This window comes from Stappia sp. MMSF_3263, assembly GCF_030733745.1.
In the GTDB taxonomy this organism is placed as follows: Bacteria; Pseudomonadota; Alphaproteobacteria; order Rhizobiales; family Stappiaceae; genus Stappia.
In genome coordinates this window covers 45,630-67,801 of the sequence record NZ_JASHIK010000001.1, presented here as the reverse complement: position 1 = coordinate 67,801, position 22,172 = coordinate 45,630, and the positions used below count along the sequence as shown (strand labels likewise).

Annotated in this window: 22 protein-coding genes and 1 pseudogene; 6 read left to right on the top strand and 17 right to left on the bottom strand. The window is 64.8% G+C overall.

All coding sequences use genetic code 11. The annotated features are described in order from the left end of the window. The first annotated feature begins 65 nt into the window (after positions 1 to 65). The 3 genes from RBB46_RS00320 (at position 66) to RBB46_RS00310 (ending at position 2,707) form a co-directional block, all read left to right on the top strand. Entirely contained in the window at positions 66 to 494 is a 429-nt protein-coding gene (locus RBB46_RS00320) for a DUF805 domain-containing protein (protein WP_306026836.1), read from the top strand. 64 nt (positions 495 to 558) lie between these two features. Beyond that, positions 559 to 1,734, top strand: a complete 1,176-nt coding sequence (dapE, locus tag RBB46_RS00315) for a succinyl-diaminopimelate desuccinylase (RefSeq protein ID WP_306026835.1) — start codon at positions 559 to 561, stop codon at positions 1,732 to 1,734. Positions 1,735 to 1,957: 223 nt separating this feature from the next. Further along, positions 1,958 to 2,707 (top strand): DUF2189 domain-containing protein, encoded by a 750-nt coding sequence (locus tag RBB46_RS00310; RefSeq protein ID WP_306027330.1) that lies wholly within the window; start codon positions 1,958 to 1,960, stop codon positions 2,705 to 2,707. On the opposite strand, the gene truA is transcribed toward RBB46_RS00310, so the two are convergent. The 5 genes from truA to def all read right to left on the bottom strand — a co-directional run bounded on the left by truA (position 2,671) and on the right by def (position 6,319). Next, positions 2,671 to 3,477 carry a tRNA pseudouridine(38-40) synthase TruA gene (truA, locus tag RBB46_RS00305; protein WP_306026834.1) on the bottom strand — a complete coding sequence of 269 codons (807 nt, stop codon included), beginning with the start codon at positions 3,475 to 3,477 and terminating at the stop codon, positions 2,671 to 2,673. The genes RBB46_RS00310 and truA overlap by 37 nt on opposite strands. 19 nt (positions 3,478 to 3,496) lie before the next feature. Further along, entirely contained in the window at positions 3,497 to 4,024 is a 528-nt protein-coding gene (locus tag RBB46_RS00300; RefSeq protein ID WP_306026833.1) for a GNAT family N-acetyltransferase, read from the bottom strand. Positions 4,025 to 4,137: 113 nt separating this feature from the next. Further along, positions 4,138 to 5,085, bottom strand: a complete 948-nt coding sequence (gene fmt, locus RBB46_RS00295; RefSeq protein ID WP_306027329.1) for a methionyl-tRNA formyltransferase — start codon at positions 5,083 to 5,085, stop codon at positions 4,138 to 4,140. Positions 5,086 to 5,134: 49 nt separating this feature from the next. Continuing rightward, on the bottom strand, positions 5,135 to 5,767 hold the full coding sequence (locus tag RBB46_RS00290) for a MarC family protein (RefSeq protein ID WP_306026832.1): 633 nt from the start codon (positions 5,765 to 5,767) through the stop codon (positions 5,135 to 5,137). A 33-nt stretch (positions 5,768 to 5,800) separates the two neighbouring features. Beyond that, positions 5,801 to 6,319: a peptide deformylase gene (gene def / locus RBB46_RS00285; protein ID WP_306026831.1), complete on the bottom strand. Its 519-nt coding sequence runs from the start codon at positions 6,317 to 6,319 to the stop codon at positions 5,801 to 5,803. A gap of 129 nt (positions 6,320 to 6,448) precedes the next feature. Between def and RBB46_RS00280 the strand changes: the two are divergent. Continuing rightward, positions 6,449 to 7,540 (top strand): annotated as a pseudogene (locus RBB46_RS00280) (DNA recombination protein RmuC); the annotation flags it as partial. A gap of 222 nt (positions 7,541 to 7,762) precedes the next feature. Here the strand turns inward: RBB46_RS00280 and RBB46_RS00275 are convergent. Further along, positions 7,763 to 8,089: a hypothetical protein gene (locus RBB46_RS00275; protein ID WP_306026830.1), complete on the bottom strand. Its 327-nt coding sequence runs from the start codon at positions 8,087 to 8,089 to the stop codon at positions 7,763 to 7,765. Positions 8,090 to 8,300: 211 nt separating this feature from the next. Here RBB46_RS00275 and RBB46_RS00270 point away from each other — a divergent pair, with 211 nt between their 5' ends. Beyond that, positions 8,301 to 9,245, top strand: a complete 945-nt coding sequence (locus RBB46_RS00270) for a glyoxylate/hydroxypyruvate reductase A (protein ID WP_306026829.1) — start codon at positions 8,301 to 8,303, stop codon at positions 9,243 to 9,245. Between the two features lie 21 nt (positions 9,246 to 9,266). Here the strand turns inward: RBB46_RS00270 and RBB46_RS00265 are convergent, their stop codons facing one another. From RBB46_RS00265 to RBB46_RS00250, 4 genes are all read right to left on the bottom strand, one after another. Beyond that, entirely contained in the window at positions 9,267 to 9,695 is a 429-nt protein-coding gene (locus RBB46_RS00265) for a response regulator (protein ID WP_306026828.1), read from the bottom strand. Between the two features lie 346 nt (positions 9,696 to 10,041). Beyond that, a complete protein-coding gene (locus RBB46_RS00260) occupies positions 10,042 to 10,941 on the bottom strand; it encodes a C40 family peptidase (protein WP_306026827.1) in 900 nt (299 codons plus the stop codon). A gap of 29 nt (positions 10,942 to 10,970) precedes the next feature. Further along, the gene (locus RBB46_RS00255) at positions 10,971 to 11,321 is read right to left on the bottom strand and encodes a MarR family transcriptional regulator (RefSeq protein WP_306026826.1); all 351 of its coding nucleotides are present in this window, start codon (positions 11,319 to 11,321) and stop codon (positions 10,971 to 10,973) included. A 116-nt stretch (positions 11,322 to 11,437) separates the two neighbouring features. Next, positions 11,438 to 12,826, bottom strand: coding sequence for a M17 family metallopeptidase (locus RBB46_RS00250; RefSeq protein ID WP_306026825.1), 1,389 nt, complete (start codon positions 12,824 to 12,826; stop codon positions 11,438 to 11,440). Positions 12,827 to 13,019: 193 nt separating this feature from the next. Between RBB46_RS00250 and RBB46_RS00245 the strand changes: the two genes are divergently transcribed. After that, a complete protein-coding gene (locus RBB46_RS00245; RefSeq protein WP_306026824.1) occupies positions 13,020 to 13,841 on the top strand; it encodes a lipopolysaccharide assembly protein LapB in 822 nt (273 codons plus the stop codon). Between the two features lie 159 nt (positions 13,842 to 14,000). On the opposite strand, the gene RBB46_RS00240 is transcribed toward RBB46_RS00245, so the two are convergent. From RBB46_RS00240 to cpaB, 7 genes are read right to left on the bottom strand one after another with little or no spacing between them, the layout of a single operon-like run. After that, the gene (locus RBB46_RS00240) at positions 14,001 to 14,981 is read right to left on the bottom strand and encodes a type II secretion system F family protein (RefSeq protein WP_306026823.1); all 981 of its coding nucleotides are present in this window, start codon (positions 14,979 to 14,981) and stop codon (positions 14,001 to 14,003) included. Positions 14,982 to 15,017: 36 nt separating this feature from the next. Beyond that, positions 15,018 to 16,037: a type II secretion system F family protein gene (locus tag RBB46_RS00235; protein ID WP_306026822.1), complete on the bottom strand. Its 1,020-nt coding sequence runs from the start codon at positions 16,035 to 16,037 to the stop codon at positions 15,018 to 15,020. Next, the gene (locus tag RBB46_RS00230) at positions 16,030 to 17,562 is read right to left on the bottom strand and encodes a CpaF family protein (RefSeq protein WP_306026821.1); all 1,533 of its coding nucleotides are present in this window, start codon (positions 17,560 to 17,562) and stop codon (positions 16,030 to 16,032) included. The genes RBB46_RS00235 and RBB46_RS00230 overlap by 8 nt, the downstream gene beginning before the upstream one ends. 47 nt (positions 17,563 to 17,609) lie before the next feature. After that, positions 17,610 to 18,929: a CpaE family protein gene (locus RBB46_RS00225; protein ID WP_306026820.1), complete on the bottom strand. Its 1,320-nt coding sequence runs from the start codon at positions 18,927 to 18,929 to the stop codon at positions 17,610 to 17,612. Between the two features lie 21 nt (positions 18,930 to 18,950). Then, the gene (locus tag RBB46_RS00220; RefSeq protein ID WP_306026819.1) at positions 18,951 to 19,715 is read right to left on the bottom strand and encodes a CpaD family pilus assembly protein; all 765 of its coding nucleotides are present in this window, start codon (positions 19,713 to 19,715) and stop codon (positions 18,951 to 18,953) included. Positions 19,716 to 19,726: 11 nt separating this feature from the next. Then, the gene (locus RBB46_RS00215) at positions 19,727 to 21,136 is read right to left on the bottom strand and encodes a type II and III secretion system protein family protein (RefSeq protein ID WP_306026818.1); all 1,410 of its coding nucleotides are present in this window, start codon (positions 21,134 to 21,136) and stop codon (positions 19,727 to 19,729) included. Between the two features lie 40 nt (positions 21,137 to 21,176). Further along, a complete protein-coding gene (gene cpaB / locus RBB46_RS00210) occupies positions 21,177 to 21,953 on the bottom strand; it encodes a Flp pilus assembly protein CpaB (RefSeq protein WP_306026817.1) in 777 nt (258 codons plus the stop codon). Between the last annotated feature and the right edge of the window lie 219 nt (positions 21,954 to 22,172).

The following is a 22,172-nucleotide window of genomic DNA, read 5'->3' as shown; positions in this document are numbered from 1 at the left end:
CGCCTTCAAAATGCCGGCACGCACCCCAGATAGGATGGGAAGCCGTCCGTCCGGCAAGGAGACCCATGACCGCCCCCGTTCCCCATCCCGGCCCGCTCGGCCCACTCTGGCTGCTGTTCAGCCCGATCGGCCGCGTCTCGCGGGAGCCCTACTGGCTGGCGCTGGCGCTGACCTGGGTGCTGTTCATGATCCCCGTCGCCATCTGGGCGCGCACCGTCGAGGTCGTCGAAGGCCGGGACATGGCGAGCTATCTCGGCGATTTTATCAATGCCAATCCCTTGATGCCCTTCATGCTGATCGCCTTTCAGTGGGTGGAACTGGCGCTGGTGATCAAGCGACTGCAGGACCGGGGCCTGAGCGGACTGCTCGCGATCCTCGTGTTCATGCCATATCTCAACATCCTCTTTGTCATCGGTCTTGGCTTCATGCCGGGAACCCCTGGCCCCAACGCCTATGGCCCCTGGCCCAACGGCCGCTGGGCGCGGCCGAAGTAAGCCGTACACCTCCCGGCTCGTGTCGCAGCGACGCCTTCCTTCCGCACCATCCGGACTTGCCCGCATGACCGACCAGACACTGTCTCCCGCCGCAGAACTTGCCCGCGAACTGCTGCGCTGCCCGTCCGTGACGCCCGAGGAGGGCGGCGCACTGGCGCTTCTGGAAGCGCGGCTGTCGGCGGCGGGCTTTGCGGTCGAACGGATGGTGTTTTCCGCCCCGGGCACTCCCGATATCGAAAACCTCTTCGCCACGATCGGCGACACGGGGCCGAACCTTGCCTTCGCCGGTCATACCGACGTGGTGCCTGCCGGAGACCTGGACGCCTGGCGGCACGATCCGTTCGAAGGCAGTATCGAGGACGGCATCCTGTTCGGCCGCGGCGCCGTCGACATGAAGGGGGGCATCGCCGCCTTCGCCGCCGCCGCCCTTGCCTGGGTGGCTGAAAACGGCCCAAGTCTGCCGGGACGGATCTCCTTCCTGATCACCGGCGACGAGGAAGGCCCCGCGATCAACGGAACTGTGAAGCTGCTCGACTGGGCGGCCGAACGCGGCCACCGTTTCGATGCCTGCATCGTCGGTGAGCCGACCAATCCGGAGAGGCTCGGCGACGCGATCAAGGTCGGCCGGCGCGGCTCGCTCTCCGGCGCCCTCACCGTCACCGGCGTGCAGGGCCATGTCGCCTATCCGCATCTGGCGAGGAACCCAGTCTCCGATCTTCTGCGCCTTGCGGCCACACTCGACCGGCTGGAACTGGACAAGGGCAACGAGCGGTTTCAGCCGTCCAATCTCGAGATCACCTCCATCGATGTCGGCAACAGCGCGTTCAACGTTATCCCGCGCAAGGCGGAGGCGAAGTTCAACGTGCGCTTCAACGACACCTGGTCGGTGGAGAGCCTCAAGTCGCGCCTGCGCACCGAACTGGCCGGCATCAACGAGCTTGCCTGCGAGTGGCGGCTCGAGTTCACCGACGATGCCAGCGACAGCTTCCTCACCCATGACACCGGGCTGATCGAAGCGCTCGGCAACGCCATCGAAACAGAGACCGGCCGGCGGCCCGAGCTTTCCACCGGCGGCGGCACCTCGGATGCCCGCTTCATCAAGAATTTCTGCCCCGTGGTCGAGTTCGGCCTCGTCGGCCAGACCATGCACCAGGTCGACGAACGGGTCGCCATCGCCGATCTCGACCGGCTTGCCGCGATCTACAAGCGCTTCCTCGACGACTACCTGCGCGCAGGCTGAAGCGGTCCCCCGGGCACCGCCCTCGTAACATTGCGAAGGTGACGCTTCAGCCCAGATGTTGTTTCACTGAAAGGGAACAACTGCGGCGGAGGAGAGGCCGATGACAGGTGAAACGGTCGAAACCGAGACAGGGCAAGCTGGCGTCGAACCGCAACGCCGGCCCGACCCGACACGGGTCAACGCCATCGGCTTCGATGCCATCGTCGATGCGCTTGGCGAAGGCATGCGCGATTTCCGCAAGGCGCCACGCTTCGGCCTGTTCTTCGGCGGCGTCTACGCACTTGGCGGCATCGTCGTGCTGCTGACAGCCTCCGTGCTGCACATGAGCTACCTGAGCTATCCGCTTGCAATCACTTTCGGGCTGGCCGGCCCCTTCGTCGCCGTTGGTCTTTACGAGGTCAGTCGGCGCCTGGAAACGGGTGAACCTCTTGCATGGGGCGGTGTGCTCGGCGTCATCTGGGAACAACGCCGACGCGAGATCGCCTGGATGGCCTTCGTCGTGCTCTTCGTCCAGATCATGTGGATGTACCAGGTGCGACTGCTACTCGCCCTGTTCCTCGGTTTCAAATCCTTCGCATCGTTCAGCGCCTTCGCCGAGGTGGTGGTGACCACTCCTGAAGGCCTGATGTTTCTCTTCATCGGCAATATTGTCGGTGCTGTCCTGTCGGTGATCCTGTTCTCGCTGACAGTCGTCTCGTTCCCGATGCTGCTCGACCGGGACGTCGATTTCATCACCGCGATGATCACCAGCGTCCGCTCGGTGGTAACCAGTCCGGGGCCGATGATCGGCTGGGCCATCCTCGTCACGGCTACGCTGCTCGTGTCGATGCTGCCACTGTTCATCGGGCTGGTCGTCACGCTGCCGGTGCTCGGGCACACGACCTGGCATCTCTACCGCAAACTCGTACCCCCGGCTGAGGCCAAGGCGGCGGAAGATCAGCTCTCCGCAGCCGATCCGGTCTCCGCGAGATAGGCGGCAAGCGAGGCCCGGTCCTCCTCGGCGGAGCGATAGTCCACCTGCGTCAGGTAGAGCCCGTCGGGCGGGGCAACAGGTCCGCAAGCTTCGCGATCGCGTGCGGCGAGTGCCTCTGCCACCTCGTCCGCCCCCCATCGTCCCTCGCCGACGAGACGCAGCGTGCCGACCATCGAGCGCACCTGGTTGTGCAGAAAGGAGCGCGAGGAACACTCGGCGATGACATTTTCACCGTCGCGGCGAACGGAAAAGGCCTCAAGCGTCTTCCACGGGCTTTTTGCCTGGCAACGCGAGTGGCGGAAGGTCGTGAAGTCGTGATGACCGACAAAGACCTGCGAGGCCGCATGCATCGCATCGGCATCGAGCGGCTTCTTCACATGCCAGGCAAGACCGAGATCATGGGTGAGCGGCGCCACCCTGTTGACGAGGCGGAAGCGATAGTGCCGGCGGATCGCCGAGAAGCGCGCATCGAAACCCTCATGCATCACCTGGCAGGCACGGATCGCGACCGGATCGGGCTGGCAATGGAAGTTCAGCGCGCCCAGAACCGTCGCCGCGGGCCAGTCGCGCTCGAGATCAAGATGGGCCACCTGTCCCGTCGCATGCACACCGGAATCGGTGCGTCCGGCGCCGCCGATGGTTACCCTCTCGCCGGAAAACGCCAGCACCGCGCGCTCGATCACCGCCTGGACGGAAGGGCCGTTGTCCTGGCGCTGCCAGCCGACAAAGGGCCGGCCGTCATAGTCAACCGTGAGCTTGTACCGGGGCATGGCGCAGCAGAGATCCGTCCTACTCGAATACCTGGAAGGGCGTGGCGAACGTCACCTCGATGGGAAGTGCGGCGACAGCCTCGTCCTTGAGTGCCAGCGCCTGGAACGCCGCTCCCGCATAGGGGCCCGCAACCTTTTGCGCAAGCTTCGGGTCAAAGCCGAAGCGCGGATAATAGTCGGGATGGCCGAGCACCAGGACGAGATCCTCGTCCTGCTCGCGCAGCGCCTCCAGACCGGCGCGGATCAATGCCGAGCCGACGCCGCCGCGCTGGCGGTCGGGGCTGACGGAGATCGGCGCCAGGCAGGTAATGGCAAGGCGATGGCCGGCCCCGGCTCCGGTCACGCGGGAGAAGGCGACATGGCCGACCACGCGGCCGTCACGGTCGACAGCGACGCGCTCCAGGACCAACGCGCCGCAGGAACGAAGCTCACGGACGAGTCGCGCTTCCGCCTCGTCGCCGAAGGCGGTGGCGGTGACCAGGGAAATGTCCGCCTCATCGGCAGGCGTGGCCGGGCGGATCTCGGGTTCAAGCGCGGGATGGGTCATGTCGGGGCGTTCCGTTTTGCGCTATGGCCACAGCGGTTGCTTCGATCGTTTTCGGTTCGTTTGCACATCATAGACCGCCGGCCGTGGGCTTGGCGACGCCATGCCGGCCGGGATCAGGACAGGCAGGCGCCGACAGCGAGCTGGGCACCGCGCTGGAACTCGGCCGCCGGCATCGCCTTCTTGCCGGCCCGCTGCAACTGCACCAACCGCAACGCGCCGCCATCACCGCAAGCGACCAGCAATCCCTCCGCCGCATCCGCGTCGAGCAGCGTGCCCGGCGCGGCCGCCGCCACGGCATCGGCACAAGAACTGCGCAGGACCTTGACCCGCTCGTTGCGTCCGCCGATGGCGATCTCGCACCAGGCGCCGGGAAAAGGCGAGAGACCGCGAACATGGTCATGCACCTCGCGCGCCGGCCGCGACCAGTCGATCCTGGTCTCGGCCTTGTCGAGCTTGCGCGCATATGTGACACCTTCTTTCGCCTGTGGTATCGGCACAAGGCCGCCGCGCGGCAGGGCGGCAAGCGCGCGTACCATCAGGTCAGCGCCGAGCACCGACAGGTGGTCATGCAGCTCGCCCGCCGTCATCGCCTCGTCGATGGCAACCTTCTCGGCCATATAGACGGGACCGGTGTCGAGACCGGCTTCCATCCGCATCACCTCAATGCCGGTCTCCTTATCACCCGCCATGATCGCCCGGTTGATGGGAGCGGCTCCGCGCCAGCGCGGCAACAGCGAGGCATGCAGGTTGAGGCAGCCATGGACGGGGATGTCGAGCACAGCCTGCGGCAGCAGCAGCCCGTAGGCGACCACGACGGCGACATCGGGGGCAAGGTCGGCGAGTGCGGCACGCTCTCCCTCGCCTTTCAGCGAGGCGGGTGCGCGCACCTCGATACCAAGCGTCTCGGCCGCCTCGTGGACCGGCGAGCGGCGCTCATCCATGCCGCGGCCCGCCTTGCGCGGTGGCTGGGTGTAGCATGCGACGACATCGTGCCCCTGGCCGACGATCTCCATCAAGGTCGGAACGGAGAATTCCGGCGTTCCCATGAAGACGATACGCAGGCTCATGGCTTGTCCTTCAGTTGCCGGTCGCTTTGTTGACATTGCCGCATCATGCCAGCCCCGGCAGCAGAACCTTGAGGCTCGCCACCATCATCTCCATGGCAATAGCCGCCAGAAGCATGCCCATCAGCCGGCTCATGATGCTGACCGCGGTGCGGCCGAGCAGGCGCGACAGCAAGGGGGCGGCGAGAAACGTCACGCCGAGCAGGACCACGATCGTTGCGAGCGCGGCGATCAGGGCGATCTCCTGCCCCGGCTCCCGCGCCTGTTCCCGGAAGATAACGATGGTGGAAATCGATCCGGGGCCGAGCAGCATCGGCACGGCCAGCGGATAGATACCCGGATTGTCCACCGACCGGTGATGTTCCTTCTCCGCATCGGAGCCGGCATGGGCCGCGCTCTCGCCGCCATGCAGCATCGACAGCGCAATGAAGAGAATGAGCAGTCCGCCGGCAAGGCGGAACCCGTCGATGCTGATGCCGAACAGCGCCAGGATGGCCTCGCCGCCGACGAAGACGACCGCCGCGCCGACACACAGCGCCACCGCCACCGTGACCGCCACCGAGCGCTTGCCGGCGGCATCGCGATCGTCGGTCAGCGCGAGAAAGACCGGCAGGTTCGCAATCGGGCTCATGATCGCAAACAGCGCCGCGAAGGCCTTGAGGAAAAAGGGGATGTCCATGCGTCTCGCTCCCGTCCGCAGGTTGGCTCGACGTCAGGCCTTCTCCGACTGACGCGCCTGCTTCTGGAACTTGCGCAGGACCCGGCCTCGCTTCAGCCGCGAGATATGGTCGATGAAGAGCACGCCGTTGAGGTGATCGATCTCGTGCTGCAGGCAGGTTGAGAGAAGACCGTCGGCCTCGATCTCCCGCTCGGCTCCGTTCCTGTCGAGAAAACGCAAGCCGATCTTCTCTGGACGTTCCACGTCCTCGTAATACTCGGGGATCGACAGGCATCCTTCCTGGTAGACGGAGTGCTCCTCGGAAGCCCAGACAATTTCCGGATTGATCACCACCAGAGGTGCGGGCTCCTCGCCCTCGCGTGCAACGTCGACCACCAGGATGCGGCTCGGCACACCGATCTGGATCGCGGCAAGCCCGATGCCCGGTGCGGCATACATCGTGTCCAGCATGTCGTCGGCAAGCTGGCGCACGGCATCGTCAACACGCGCCACAGGTTCGCTCACCAGGCGTAGCTTCGGGTCGGGCAGGATCAGGATGTCACGCTTCGTCATGAGGCTCAGATATTGGAGAACTCGGGCCGCGTCAACGCAGGCGTGCCCTCCTGCGGCGGTGCGGTGCCTGTGTGATGACAGCCGGCGGCACCATTTCCCGCTTCGCTCAAATGTTCTATCTTTGTTTCCATGAATGCGATTCTGTTTCACATTGCCGGGCGCCCGGTAACGCTGGGGGAGGGCGTCGCCGCCTTCGGCGCCCTCGCCTTGCTGCTGTTCTTTGTCAGCGTGCTGGGCGCGGCGCGGCAGGCGCGCGCGCGCCGGCTGGCCGAGTGGCGCGCCGAGAAACAGGCACGCGAGCTGGAAGCGCGGATCTCCGACCTGCTCAAGGTTCAATCGGAAATGACCGGCCGCATGCAGACCATGGTGGAGGTCTTCGGCACACGGCAGGGCGACCTGATGCGCGCGGTCAACGAGCGGATCGACGGGATGAGCCACAAGCTCGGCCAGTCGATGGCCGACACGACCAAGCGCACCCATGACGGCTTGCGCCACCTGCACGAGCGGCTCGCCGTCATCGACCGGGCGCAGACCACGATCCGCGACCTTTCCGGACAGGTCGGTGCGCTGCAGGCGATCCTCTCCAACAAGCAGAGCCGCGGCGCCTTCGGCCAGGGGCGGATGGAGGCGATCATCCAGGACGCCCTGGCGCCGGGCGGCTACAGTTTCCAGGCGACGCTGTCCACCGGCAGTCGGCCGGATTGCCTGATCCACCTGCCCAACGGTGCGGCACCGCTCGTCATCGATGCCAAGTTCCCGCTGGAGGCGCATAACGACCTGCGCGCCGCGCAGGACCCGGAAGCCCTGAAGCAGGCCGCAGCCCGGTTCCGCCGCGACATAGGCAAGCATCTCGCCGACATCAAGGAACGCTACCTGATCCCGGGTGAGACCCAGGACACGGCTTTCATGTTCGTGCCATCGGAAAGCGTCTTTGCCGAAATCCACGAGACATTCGGCGATATCGTCCAGCGTGCCCACCGGCTGCGCGTCGTGATCGTGTCACCATCGCTGCTTCTGCTCTCGATCCAGGTGGTTCAGTCGGTGCTGCGCGATGCCCGGATGCGCGAGGAGGCGCACCGGATCCAGGCGGAGGTGGCGCATCTTGTCGCCGATGTCGACCGGCTGGACGAGCGCGTGCGCAAGCTGCAGCAGCATTTCGGCCAGGCGGGCCGCGACATCGAGCAGATCCTCATCTCGTCCGACAAGATCGGCAAGCGCGGCCGCAGCATCGGCGAACTCGACCTCGCTCCACCGCGCGCGGCCCCCGATACCGATCACCAGGCCCCGGCAGGAACCAGCGGCACCAACGGAAACGGTACCGGACCGCATCATGAAACAAGGGAATCCACCCGCGTCTTTCCCGTCCCGCGACGCACTGTGGCAGAAGATCCGGAACTGTTCTGAGCCAGGATCAGGACCGCGTGACGCCCGCGTGTGGCTGCATCAGCTGACAGTCTGGATGTCGACCGTCTTGCTGTCCGTGTCGGACAGCACACTCAACTGCTTGGAATTTCCGGCATAATTGCGCTCCACATAATGGAACTCCTTGTCGGTCAAAACCTGCGGGCAAAGACCTGGCCGCTCACTGAGCAGGACCTTCACTCGATAGACCGGCGGGTTCGATTTGTCGAAGCCGTCGAACTCGGCCAGCACCTCGTAACAGGGCGTCGGCGCGGTGACCTTGCCGGTCACGTGCAATGTCGGGGCACTGCCCGGTCCCGGCATTGCGTTCACCCAGGCCACCACGTCCTTTACATCGCCAACTTTCATGACAGCCCCTCCTCATGCCGGAGCATCCTGGAATGATGCGTCCTGCGGCCAGCACACAATAAACGGTTACAATATGCCTATTCTAGATTGCATCACCTTCCCGCGCAATCCGCCGTCGACGTCGCCGGTCAGCCCGTCATCTTTGCGTCAAGGTGCGAAGGCCGGTATGACGGGCGAAAATCGATCGCACGACCACCGGGAGGATCGCCGCATGAGCCTGCTCGTCGCCGTCAAGGGCTGGGACCCCGCGCCCTGGGCCACGCGCCTGTCTGCCCGCCTGCCCGGCCGCGCCATCCGCACGTGGCCGGACGCGATCGGCGAGGCATCAGATATCCGCTACGCACTCGCCTGGAAGGCGCCGGCGGAAGCACTCAGCGCCTGCCCCAATCTCGAAGTGATCTTTTCGCTTGGCGCAGGCGTCGACCACCTGCTCGGTCAGCCCGCACTGCCTCGCGTCCCCGTGGTGCGCGTCGTCGACCCCGATCTGACCGCACGCATGGCCGAATGGGTGGTGCTGCAGGTGCTGTTGCACCATCGCCAGCATCTCGCCTATGCCGCCCAGCAGCGGGAGCGGGTCTGGCGCGACCTGCCTCAACCTGCGGCCCGTAGTGTCCGTGTCGGCATCATGGGGCTTGGCGTACTTGGCGAGCGCGCAGCGCGCGCGGTCGCCGGTCTCGGCTTCGATGTCGCCGGCTGGGCGCGCGGACGCAAGCAGATCGAAGGGATTGATTGTTATGCCGGAGAGGAAGAGATGGACGTCTTCCTGCAGCGCACCGACATCCTGGTCAACCTGCTGCCGCTGACACCGCAGACGACTGGTCTCGTGAACAGCCGGGTTCTTGCCAGGCTCGCCCGTGACGGCGCGCTCGGCGGGCCGGTGTTCATCAATGCCGGGCGTGGCGGCAGCCAGGTCGAGGACGATCTTGCCGCGGCCCTTCGCGACGGTACGCTGAAGGCGGCAAGCCTCGATGTCTTCGAAACGGAGCCGCTGCCGGCAACGAGCCCTTTCTGGCAAATGGAGAACGTCGTCGTGTCACCGCATGTGGCGGCCGACAGCGATCCGGAGGCCATCTCGGATTATGTCGCCGAACAGATCCTTGCCTATGAGGCGACGGGCGTCTTGCGCAACAGGGTCGACCCGGGAACAGGCTATTGAAACCGGTGGATGCGGCGACATTCAGCAGTGAAAGCGGCGGGCCTGGGAGAACCACAGGTCGACGGCAGCCTGAGCGGCCGCGCGCAGGCCGCGCGGTGTCTCGCATTTCTGGTAGATCGCATCGAACCAACCCCGATCGTCATTGCCGACCGGAGTGTCCCGGGTCATGCCGATAAGCGGCAGGGTGGCGCTGTCATAGCGCTGCCGCAGCCGCCGCGCGAGATCGCCACCGCCCATGCCGGGCAGGCTCAGCGACGTCACGACGCAGTCGAAAGGCGGGCCGCCCTCACCACCGGCGCCGCCGATCAGTTCAAGCGCGGTCTCCGCCGAGGCAACGCGCCGGACGCGAATGTTGCTGGTGACACTCTCGACCGCCTGACGAAATACGCGGGCGTCGTTGACGTTGTCCTCAACGTGAAGAAAAACGGCACGTGGAATGACATGAAGCATGATTTCGCGACTATCCGTAGGGACAACAGCACAAGCAATCCATCGCGTTTTTCACAACGCAGATGGAGAGCCGTGGTTGTTTGATTTCAGGCGGATTGCGCGCTTTCGGACACCGTTGCCCGAACAGCTTGTCGATCCGTCATTGTCGCGCGGCAAAAGCGTCGCGCCAAGTCATCGCTTATATATTACATGAAACGATTCACGACAAATGCGATCCCTGCATACCTGCTACGCTAGGGAAGTTTGAAATTCCGGCGTAATTACGCATACCGCAAAGCAAGTAAATTCTCAAAACGCAGGCCTGCGGAAAACTTTCAGAAAAACAGAATAGCCCGGCACACCAGGGTCAGGCCGGAGGAACCACCCCCAACCGGCGGCAGGCGGTGACGGCACCCCATTCGCTCGAGGCGATCCGCGCCACCGCTGTCTCCAGCGGCTCGCTCGCGACGCTCATGGTAAAACCGTTGGCGTGAAGCAGTGTTTCAGCGTCACGCAGGATGCCGACATGCCCTTTCCAGAAGACGAGGTCGCCGCGCCTCAGTTCCGGCAACCCGCCGGACATGTCCAGTTCCACCCCCGCCTCGCGCTCCTGCATGTCGCTGTCGCGCGGCACGACAATGCCGGCCTCGGCCGCGGCGAGTTGGACGAGAGCGGAACAGTCAAGGCCGAGTGTGGTGCGTCCGCCCCACAGATAGGGCGTGCCGAGCAGTCCCTCGGCCACCGACACCCAGTCACCGACGAAGCTGCCGAGCGGCAACAGGTGCCGCGCGACAACGGCACTGCCGTCGGCGAGCACGGCGTAATCGAGCCCGCGTGTCTTTGCCGAGCCGACGACAGTTACCTGCGCGCCGAGCGACAGCAGACCAAGCGGGGGAGACTTCAGCTCGGCTCCGGGGTAGCGATAGCTGCGCGGCACGCAGACCCGGTGAGTCGGGGCTATGCCCGGATCTCCCAGCGCCTCCGTCGGCAGATAGCCCACATACCCGTCTGTCGCCAACTGCCCCCAGGACCAGCCATCGGCGCGCGTTTCGTAGACGTCGAAGCCCTCGCCGGAAAGGGCCTCCGTGTCGATGGAACACGCCACATCTGGAACACGGCGCAAAGCGACGCTGTCGGCCGCAACCCGCTTTGCCAGCGGATCCGCGAACCGCAAGGCATCCACAACGCCGCGATAGCGGGTTGCGGCAAGGTCCGGGCGCACCGGGTGGAGGCGTCTGTCGAGAGAGGAAAAATCGGTACCGGCCATGTGTGACTGCCTGCAGATCCTTTTGCGTGTCAGCGTGGCATCTCGGCCGCCTTGGCGACGATCGTATCGGCAATGTGTTCCAGGTAGAGCGCCCCTGCAACCGTACGGGTGACGACGACATTGCGCCGATCCGCCTCATCGCGCCGCCGCGACAACAGTTTCATCGCACCGAGCGTGTCGAGCGCACGGGTGATCACCGGCTTGGTGACATCGAGGCGCGAGGCAAGCCCGCGAACCGTGTGTGGCGGCGGCTCGAGGTAGACGGTCATCAGGATGGCCATCTGCCTTGAGGTGAGATCCTTGTCGCCGTCGGTCACCAGCGACATCGTCACGTCGTGCCAGAGCCGCAAAGCCTGCGACGGCCGTATGTCGACACCCATCCCCTCACCTTCACCTGAACGCGCGGCCCGCTGGCCGCTTCCCCGTGCATCATGACCGGCAATTCATTTCGGTTCCGTTAGAAAAACGGCGAAACAATCCGGCAACGCAACGACATTCAGGGACCCGGGTAGCGTTTGGCGAGAAGATCGAACAAGGCGCGGGCACCCTGCGCCTCGCCGCCCTGGGGACGCGCCGGGCGATCGGCCGGGTTCCATCCATAGATGTCGAAATGCACCCATGTGGCCGCCTTCTCGACAAAGCGGGAGAGGAACAGCGCGGCGGTGATCGAGCCGGCGAAGCCCGCGCCGCTGGTGTTGATGTGGTTGATATCGGCAATCCGGCTGTCGAGATAGCTCTCGTAAGGCCGCCACAAGGGCATCCGCCAGAGAGGGTCGCGGGTCGCCGTCGCATGATGCGCAAGGTCCGCGGCAAAATCCTCGTCATCGGTGTAGTAGGGCGGCAGGTCCGGCCCCAGCGCGACGCGGGCAGCCCCCGTCAGCGTTGCCATGTCAACGATGAGGTCGGGAGCCTCCTCGTCGGCAAGCGCCAGCGCGTCGGCAAGGATGAGTCGCCCTTCTGCATCGGTGTTGCCGATCTCCACGCTGATACCCTTGCGGCTTGCCAGGATGTCGCCCGGCCGGAAGGCGGAACCGGAAATGGCGTTCTCCACTGCCGGGATGATCACCCTGAGGCGCACCGGCAGCCCGGCCGCCATGATCATGGAGGCAAGCGCCAAGACACTTGCCGCCCCGCCCATGTCCTTTTTCATCAAGGCCATTCCGCTCGACGGCTTGATGTCGAGCCCTCCGGTGTCGAAGACGACACCCTTGCCGACCAACGTCACCTTCGGATGACTCTCCTCACCCCAGAGCGCATCGACAAGCCGGGGAGCGCGATCGCTTGCCCGCCCGACGGCATGCACCATCGGAAAGCCCTCGTCGAGAAGCGCATCGCCCTCGATGACGCGCACCCGGCCGCCGTGACCGGCAAAGAGCTTCAGTGCCGCATCGGCCAGTTCCGCCGGACCGAGATCGCTCGCTGGCGTGTTGACGAGGTCGCGCGCAAGGCCAACGCCGTCGAGAACATGCCCGAGCCTTTCCAGATCGACGCCCTCGCCCACCATCAGGCGCGGGCGCGGCTTGTCGGAAGGCTTGCGGTAGCGCTCGAAACGGTAGGAGGAAAGCGCGAAGCCGAGTGCCGCATCGTGCTGCTCCTCGGGCGCGCAGACCAGCCGGTAGTCGCCGCCAGGCAGCTTGCGGGCGAGATCGCCGAGGGCGAGAGGCGAGGCATCCTTCGCCACGCCGAAAAGCGCCACGGCCGGCGCCCCTCCCGCATCCGGTACGAGCAGCAGTTGACCGGAAGTTCCCTCGAAGCCGCTCGCCTCGGCATAGACGCGCGCCGCCTCGCCGAACGAGGGCAGCAGGGCGGCCGCGCCCTCCTTGTCAACGGGATGGACGGGAACGGCCGTGGAAGCGGGATCGAAGGCAATCAGCGAGGAACGCATGGGCGGGCATCCTGACAAGGCGGGAAGGAACAAGGTGTTCCGTTTAAGCATGAAGGCGAGAGCGCGGCAATCGGCCGCCCACCCCGCGCGAGCGCTGTCATCCGTGCCCGCTTAACGAAGCATTAGGGTTAACGACGTATTGATGGGACAGCGCAATTTGCAAGTCCCGTTTCGCGTTGAGGAGCCCGGCACCATGCCCGCCACGCGCCAAAGTTCGCCACGTACCGTCGCTACCCGCCTGATGCTCGCGGTCTCTGTCGCCGCGCTTGTCGCCCTTACCGGCTGCGCCTCCTCGAAGCGCAATGTCGGCACACACTCAAGCGCCACCCAGGGATACGCCGCACCCGGCTCCAGCACCGCGACCCAGGCTGTCGGCTACTGGGGCCAGGCATATGAGCGGGCGCCGAAGGATCGCGAGAACATTCTCAACTACGCGGCCGCCTTACGCCGCAACGGCCAGGTCGACCAGGCCGAGGCGGTGCTGCGCAAGGCGGTGATCGCCCATCAGAACGACCGCGACATCGCTGCTGCATACGGCAAGGTGCTGGCCATGAATGGTCGCCTTCCCGAGGCGCTGCAGGTCATCAACGGCGCGCAGACCCCGACCCGGCCCGACTGGCGGCTGATGTCGGCGGCGGCTGCAATCCATGACCAGATGGGCGAGACCAAGACGGCGCGCGAGTTGTACAATCAGGCCCTGAAAATCGCTCCCGGCGAACCGAGCCTGCTCAACAACCTCGCCATGTCGCACCTGCTCGCGGGTGAGGTGAAGGAAGCGGAGAAGATCCTGAAGGCCGCCTCCACCAGCCCCAAGGCGGACAGCCGGATCCGGCAGAACCTCGCCCTCGCGATCGGCCTGCAGGGCCGCTTCCAGGAAGCGGAAGACGTGGCCCGTTCCGAGATCGACCCGCAGCAGGCCAACCAGAACATCGCCTATCTGAAGTCGATGCTGGCGCAGCGCAACTCATGGGCGGAAATCTCCGCCGCCGACAAGAAGAAGAAGCGCGGAGGCTGATCGGGCCGAAGCAAAGGGCCTGCCCGGCGGCGCGTCGAGGCAGGAAAGACGACACGAACGCAAGAGGCCGCCGGGAAAACCCGGCGGCCTCTTGCGTTCGGAACTTCATGCCAGGGCCTTGCTCACGGCCTGCCGGACATTCGCCCTGCCCCGCCGGTTTCAGAAGGTGGCAATCGCCTGGATGATCGCCGGACCGATGATGACGGCGAGCAGCACCGGCAGGAAGAAGACGATCATCGGCACTGTGAGCTTCGGCGGCAGTGCGGCGGCCTTCTTCTCGGCCGCCTGCATGCGCTGCATGCGGTTTTCATCGGCCATGACGCGCAGTGCGGTCGAGACAGGCGTGCCGTAGCGCTCGGCCTGGATCAGCGCAAGACTGACGTTCTTCACCCCTTCCAGGCCCGTACGGTTGGCGATATTCTCGAACGCCATGCGGCGGTCGCCAAGATAGGAGAGCTCGGCGTTGGTCAGCGTCAGTTCTTCAGCCAGCGGTATCGACTGGATGCCGATCTCCTCGGACACCTTGCGGAAGGCGACCTCGACCGACATGCCCGATTCCACGCAGATCAGCATCAGGTCGAGCGCATCCGGCCAGGCACGGTTGATCGACACCTGACGTTTCTGGATCTTGTTCTTCAAGAAGAGATCGGGCGCATAGAAACCGATGAAGGCCACCGCACAGGCAATGAAGATCTTGACCATCGCCGGCTGCTCGAGCTGCAGCACGGCGAACACGTAGAACAGCGAGAAAAAGAACATGATGACGGGCATCACCATGCGGGCGAAGAGGTAGGTGTAGAGCGGCTTCGTACCACGATAGCCGGCCATGACCAGGCGCTTCTTGGTGCCTTCGTCGGACAGGAGGTTCTTCAGGTTGAGCCGGTCGACGATGCTCTGCATCTGCTTCTTCGGCTTGTTGCGCAGGGACATGCGTGCATTGTTCTTGTCGTCGACCATGCGGGCGCGCTCGCGAGCGCGCATCTGGTCGCGCTCCAGCGCCACGGACTTCATCCGTCCCTTCAGCTTGTCGCCTTCAAACAGCGGCACGACGATCGAGTAGAGCGTGCCGGCGATCGCCACCGTGGTCAGGACGGCAATGATCATCTGCTGGGAGAGAAGATTGGAGAAGTCGAAACCCATGGTCGTGGTCCGTTCGGTTGACTGCCGCCCGCGCGATCAGAAATCGAAGTTGATCATCTTCTTCATGATGAACAGGCCGAGCATCATCCAGATCACGCTCGCGCCGACGATGATCTTGCCGGCCGGGTCGGTGAATAGAACCATCATGTAGGACGGGCTCAATACCGACAGTGCTCCGATCACGAGGAAGGGCAAGGACCCGATGATGGCGGCGGAGGACTTGGCCTCCTGGCTCATCGCCACGATCTTTCCCTTCATCGCCTTGCGCTCGCGCAGCACTTTCGACAGGTTGCCCAGCGCCTCGGACAGCGAGCCGCCCGATTGCGACTGGATCATGATGACGATGGCGAAGAAATTCGCCTCGGCAACCGGCATGCGGGCCGGCAGCTTGGACACCGCCTCAGCCAGCGTGATGCCCATGGTCTGCGCCTCGACGATGCGCTTGAACTCCGTGCGGATCGGCTCGCGCGCCTCGGCCGAGACAATCTGGATGCACTCGCCCAGCGGCAGACCCGCCTTGGTGCCACGCACGACGACGTCGACGGCGTTCGGCAACTCGTTGAGAAAGGCGTTGACGCGCTTCTTGCGGCGGCGCGAGAGATAGAAGCGCGGCACGCCGAGCGCCCCGACGAAACCGAGCCCGGCCGTCAGGTACAGGGACCCGGTGGCGAACACGCCGACCAGCATCAGGACAACCGCACAGATACCGGAAAACACGAAAAACGTCGTCCTTGACCAGCTCAGGCCGGCCTGGTCGATGCGTTCCTCGAGACTGAGGCGCGCTGCTTTCTGCGCCTTCTTCTTCTCGCGGCTCTCGAATTCCTTGAGCTGGTCCTGCACCGACTTACGCCGGCGGTCGCCATCCTTGGCGCGGCGGGCCGCATCAATGGTGGCGCTGCGCGAGGAGACGGACTGCATCCGCTTTTCGCGCGCCTTGCGACCGCTCAGGGTCGGTTCGAAGATCGCGTAGATGATGCCGCCGATGGAAAAGGCGGCCAGCAGCGCCACGGCGATGGTGGTGACCTGGGGGGTGAGGAAGGCCTGGAGGTCAGCCACGATGGTCGTTCTCCACGACTTCGGCCGCGTCGAGGGCTGCGGCCAGGCGCTGCTCCTCGCCGAAATAGCGGGCCTTTTCCCAGAATTTCGGCCGGCCGATGCCGGTCGAACGATGGCGGCCGATCAGCTTGCCGTTGGCATCCTCGCCGAGAATGTCATAGAGGAACACGTCCTGCGTGATGATGACGTCGCCTTCCATGCCCATCACCTCGGACACGTGGGTGATGCGGCGGGAACCGTCGCGCAGGCGCTGCGCCTGGACGATGACGTCGATCGAGGAGACGATCATCTCGCGCAAGGTCTTGGAAGGCAGCGTGAAGCCACCCATTGTGATCATCGATTCCAGACGCGAGAGCGCCTCGCGCGGGCTGTTGGCGTGCAGTGTGCCCATCGAACCGTCGTGGCCGGTGTTCATCGCCTGCAGCAGATCGAAGGCCTCGGGTCCGCGGACCTCGCCGACGATGATGCGTTCAGGACGCATACGAAGGCAGTTCTTGACCAGATCGCGCATGGTCACCTCGCCCTCGCCCTCAAGGTTGGGCGGGCGGGTTTCCAGGCGCACCACATGCGGCTGCTGCAGCTGCAGTTCGGCCGCGTCCTCACAGGTGATGATGCGCTCGGTGGAGTCGATATAGGCCGTCAGGCAATTGAGCAACGTCGTCTTGCCCGAACCGGTGCCGCCCGAGATCAGCACGTTGCATCGACTGCGGCCGATGATCTCCAGAACGGTCGCCCCTTCGGGAGAAATCGAACTGTACTGGACAAGCTGCTTGAGCGTGAGCTTGTCCTTCTTGAATTTACGAATGGTGAGGGTCGGGCCATCGATCGCCAGCGGCGGGGCGATGACGTTGACACGCGAACCGTCGGCGAGGCGGGCATCGCAAATCGGGCTCGATTCGTCGACGCGGCGGCCGACCTGGCTGACGATCCGCTGGCAGATGTTCATCAGCTGCTTGTTGTCGCGGAACCGGACACCGGTCTGCTGCATCTTGCCCTGGGTCTCGATATAGACCGTGCTGGCGCCGTTCACCATGATGTCGGCGATGTCGTCGCGGGCCAGAAGCGGCTCCAGCGGACCATAGCCGAGCACGTCGTTGCAGATATCTTCCAGCAGGTCTTCCTGCTCGGAGATCGACATCACCACGTTCTTCAGCGCAATGATGTCGTTGACGACGTCGCGGATTTCCTCGCGTGCGTCCTCCGCCGACAGCCTCGTCAGCATCGACAAGTCGATCGCCTCGACCAGCGCGTTGAAGATCGAGGCTTTGGTCGCGTAGTAGCCTTCCGAGCGGTTCGGTGCCTTGGGCTCGGGCGGCGGCGGGGGCGGCGGCGCGGCCTTTTTCACCGCCACCGCGGGTGCTGCAGGAGCCGGTTCGTCGCGCATCACAGGCGGCGCCGACGAGACGGCGGGTGCCGGCTCGGACACGGGGGGCGGAGGCGCGGGCGAAAGCGGCGCGGTCCCCGGCGCCGGCGCCCTGGGCTGGGAAATCGGTGTTCCTGTTGTTGCGCCACGTCGACCGAACATAATCACCTGCTCTCAACTGCGTCTCGAAGACCGGATAGGGGGCGGATCTAGCCGCCCGCATTGCCCTTCTTCAGGAAACGGTTCATCAGCTTGCCAAGCGCAAGCCCCTTGGGCTTGGTCACCTCGCCCTTGCCGGTCACGACCTGCGAAATCTGGCCGAAGACGTCGGACGTGGGATGTTTCTCGTCCTGCTCGCCAATCATCTGGCCGTTGTTCGCGGCTGTTCCGAACAGAAGCGGGTCGAACGGAATCGCGGCAACCGCGACCAGCTCCAGCGCATCGGCGAACTCCGTCGCCTTGATCTCCGGGCGCTTGGGAACATTCACCCGGTTGAGCACGAGGCGCGGCGCGGCGTCGTTCGGACGCAGCTGGCGCAGGGTGTCGATCATGTTCTTGGCGTTGCGCAGGTTGGCCAGATCCGGCTCGGCGACAATCACCACCTCGTCGACCGAGGAAAGCACGCGCCGAACCCAGCCCGACCATACATGCGGCAGGTCGAGGATCACCGCCGGCGCGCCCTGGCGCATCACGTCCAGCAACCCGTCGAAACTGGTTTCCCCATGATCGTATGTGCGCTCCAGAGACGCCGGCGCCGCCAGCAGGCTGAGCCGTTCGGCGCATTTCGAGAGCAACCGGTCGAGCATGGTCTCGTCCAGACGCTCCGGTGAGGACACCGCCTCGAAGACGCCTTGCAGCGGGTCCTGGTTGAAGTCGAGACCGGCCGTACCGAAGGCAAGGTCGAGGTCCGCGAGAACGACGTCGCTCTCATAAACCCGCGCGATCGACCAGGCGACATTGTGGGCGATCGTCGACGAGCCGACGCCGCCCTTGGCACCGACAAATGCGATGGTGCGGCCAAGCGGCTCGGCGTCCGGGTTCACGTAGAGCTCGCCGATGGTGCTGATCACCTGGAACAGGTTGATCGGTGCGACGAGATAGTCGCTGATGCCGCGATGTATCAGGTCACGATAGAGCTTCACGTCGTTGACGTGACCGATGATCATAACCTTGGTGCCGGCATCGCAGACCTCGGCGAGGCGGTCGAGCCCCTCTACCAGCCGCGACTGCTCCATCCGGCTTTCCAGGATGATCAGGTTCGGCGTCGGCGCCGAACCGTAGAAGTCGACCGCGGCGCCAAGGCCACCCTTATGAACTTTGACATGAGCCTTCGCCATGCGCCGGTCCTGGGCGGCGGCCTCGATGGCGCGCGCCACATCATCGCTTTCGCAGAATGCCTGGATCGCGATGCGCGGTACCGACTTCAGATCGAGCGTGTCGACCGGCACATCCGTGGGGAAGCTGCCTGCCTCCACGTGATCCGATGCCTCGACATCGTCGAGCGGGCTGTCATAGGCGAGCGTGTTCATCCGTCCAGCTCCTATCGGGTATCAGTTGCCGGCTGCGTCGGAGACCCGCGCACCGTCGCCTTCTTTGATGTTGGCCGAGGTCTGCTCGCCGGCGCGATACTTTTCGTAGACCGTTCCGCGGCGCATCTGGTCGGCCGGCGCGGAGGCGCGCGGATACAGAAGGTCGGACGGGTTTTCGACGATCGCTGCGAGGTTCGCCTGGCTGGCGCAACCGAAGTTGTGATACTGCGTGTTGTTCAGCTGCGGATTGTGCCGCATGCCGTTTCCACCGCCGGTGATGTTGTCCGGCCACTGCCCGCAGGGACCGACCTTGGCCTGGATCCCGGAATAGGCAAGGCGCACGGGCGCTGCCGCCGAAGGGTCCTGGACAGGATATCCACGCGTTGCAATGCGCTTGGGGGAAACACCGCCGGAAACCAGCGCCTTGCGGATCTGCGGCAGCACCGCATGCACCGCAGCCTCGTTGCGGGAGCCAGACGGGACGATGACCTCCATCGCACCGCCGCCGCGCGAGCGCGCCTCGGCCGCAAAGCTGGAAACCACCGCGGAAAGCTGCGGCGACAGGCGACGCATGTCACTGCCGACCGGCAGATCGAGCGTCTTCACACCCTCTCCGACAATGATCGGGTGACGCAGGCGATAATCGTTGGTCGCCAGGACGTCGGAGGTGGGCTGCTGCGTCTGGCAGCCGGCGGCGACCAGGGCGGCGAGAATGGCAAGAGCGGGCACAACGGTCCTGCCCTTCATGGCGGAAGCGACGCGACGCTTGTCGGGTGCACGATGCATGGGACCGGTCCTCATTCGTAGATATAGCCGACCTGGCCGTGATAGGCGCCTTCGGCGGGATCGCCGGAGACCCTGTAGACCCGGTTCAGGCGGTTCAGGAAAATGGTGCCGCCGTCAGTTGCCGGCGCGAAATTCTTGGTCGGCTCCACCAGCTCCGAGCGGGCCACCGGACGCACAGTGTAGGGCGTGACGAAGACGGCGAGCTCGGTCTCCTGGCGCAGGAAGTCGCGGCTCTTGAACAACGCGCCGAGGATCGGCACCTGCATCAGGCCGGGGACGCCGTTCAGGTCCTGCTTGTAGGATTCCTTCAACAGGCCCGCCATCACCAGCGTTCCGCCCGAGGGAAGCTCGATGGTCGATTCGGCCCGGCGCACCTTCAGCGCCGGGATGGTCAGCGAGCCGATGGTGACCGCGCCTTCCTGGGTGATCTCGCTGACCTCGGTCTTGATGCGCAGCGAGATGCGGCCACCGCTCAGCACGACCGGCGTGAAATCGAGACCGACACCGAACTTCTTGAACTGCACGGTGAGCTTGCTGTTGTCTTCCGCGATCGGGATCGGGAACTCGCCGCCGGCCAGGAAACTTGCATTCTCGCCGGAGATCGCCGTCAGCGTCGGCTCGGCCAGCGTCCGGATCACGCCGTCGCGCTGCAAGGCCTGCAGGTCCGCGTTGATGTTGGTGCTGCCGGCGAGCAGGCCGGCCGTGCCCGAACCGCGTCCCACAATGTTGGAGTTGACCGAGTAGGCCGGGCTGTTGTTGAAGCCGAAATTGTAGTTGCCGATGCCGATCGTGCCGGACAGGTTGAGCCCGAGCTGCTTGATGATCGAGCGCTCGACCTCCGCCACGGTGACCTTCAGGTGAACCTGATCCTTGCCGGTGACGGAAATCATGTTGAGCACCGGCAGCGCCTCCCCCTCGACCTTGGCGAAGCGGGCCGCAAGGTCGGCGGCGCGCTGCGCATCCGCGGTGCTGGAGGCCGTGCCGCTCACGACGATGTTGCCGTTGACGGATTCGGCGGTGATATCGGCGTTGGGAATTGAGCGGCGGATCATCGTGTTGAGATCCGTCGTGTCATTCTCCACCGCGAGGTCGAAACTGGCGATCTGGTTGCCGGCCCGGCCGAAGAGGAAGAGGCTTGCCTGCCCCGCCTTGTTGCCGAGAATGAACACACGGCGCGACGAGCGCACGACCGCGTCCGCCACCTCGGGATTTGAGACGATCACATCGCTCACTTCCTCGCCGAGGTTGATCACCACCGAGCGTCCAAGGCCAACCTTGAGCAGCCGTCCGGCGACGCGCTCGCCGGCGCTGATCGTCAGCGACTTGGGATAGCCGTCCGCACGCGCCGCATCCGTTTCGGCAAGCCCGCAAAGGACAAGGCCGACCGCCATGCCGATCCGGAAGAAACGTTGAGCCAACATCCGAGTTCTCCTTGCCGTCATTGCCGCGCCGCTTCCACGCTCAACGCTGCGTCTGTATCTGGCTGGCAACGCCGAATTTCACGAAGTTCACGCCACCGCCGATGATGGCGGGTTCGGCATCGTCGGCCGAATCCTGGGCGGAACGCAGGACCAGTGCGATGGTGCCGAGCTGCGAGGCCTGGGCCACGACCTCGGCCTGGGTCGGCTCGAGTTCCAGCGTCGCCGTCTGGCCGGGGGGAAGCGCCTTCTCGTCCTGCTCGCCGGCGGTCGTGGTGTCGATCGCCAGGACGCGGACATTCTGAAGGATGGTCTCGCTGGTGAAGGTATTGCCGGACCGCGCCGCGGTCTGCCGGGTCAGGATCACGTCGACCTTGTCGCCCGGCAGGATGAAGCCGCCGGCCGCCGTCAACGCCTCGACGGAGACCGCGATCGCGCGCTTGCCCTTGGGCAGGATGGTGGACATGAACCCGCGGTCGCTGTTGATCAGGCGTTCTTCGCGCAGCGGCTCGCCCTGGTAGAGAGGAGCCTTGGCGATGCGGCCGGCCATCTCGGCCATTGCATCAGGGCGCTGCGAACGCAGGATCGCGGTCGCGGGGGCGAGGTCACGCGGCCAGCTTGTCCAGGAAAGATCGTCCGGATTGACAACCTGGCCGAGGCCGATGTCCTGCGACGCGGTCAGGACCTCGTCCTTTTCCACCGTCTCCGTCACCATCACCGGTTCTGCGACCGGCTCGGGAGCGGGGCTCATCACCATCCGCGCCACCAGGAGGCCGGCACCGAGGGAAACGCCCAGAATTGCGAAACGCGCGATCTTCATAACTGTTACCCGCATCGATCGGACTGGACCGGACGCGGATGCGCCAGCGGTCATCGTGCGATTACTGTTGCGGGTAAATGGTCAAGACATGGTTAATCAGGTGTGAGCAATGTTGATGAACAGGCCTTAAACTTTTCGCAAATTCAAATCGAAGCTTCGACTTCGTTTATCGTTCGTTAATTTCTTGATCCCTGACGGCAACGAGTCGGGATGCCACAC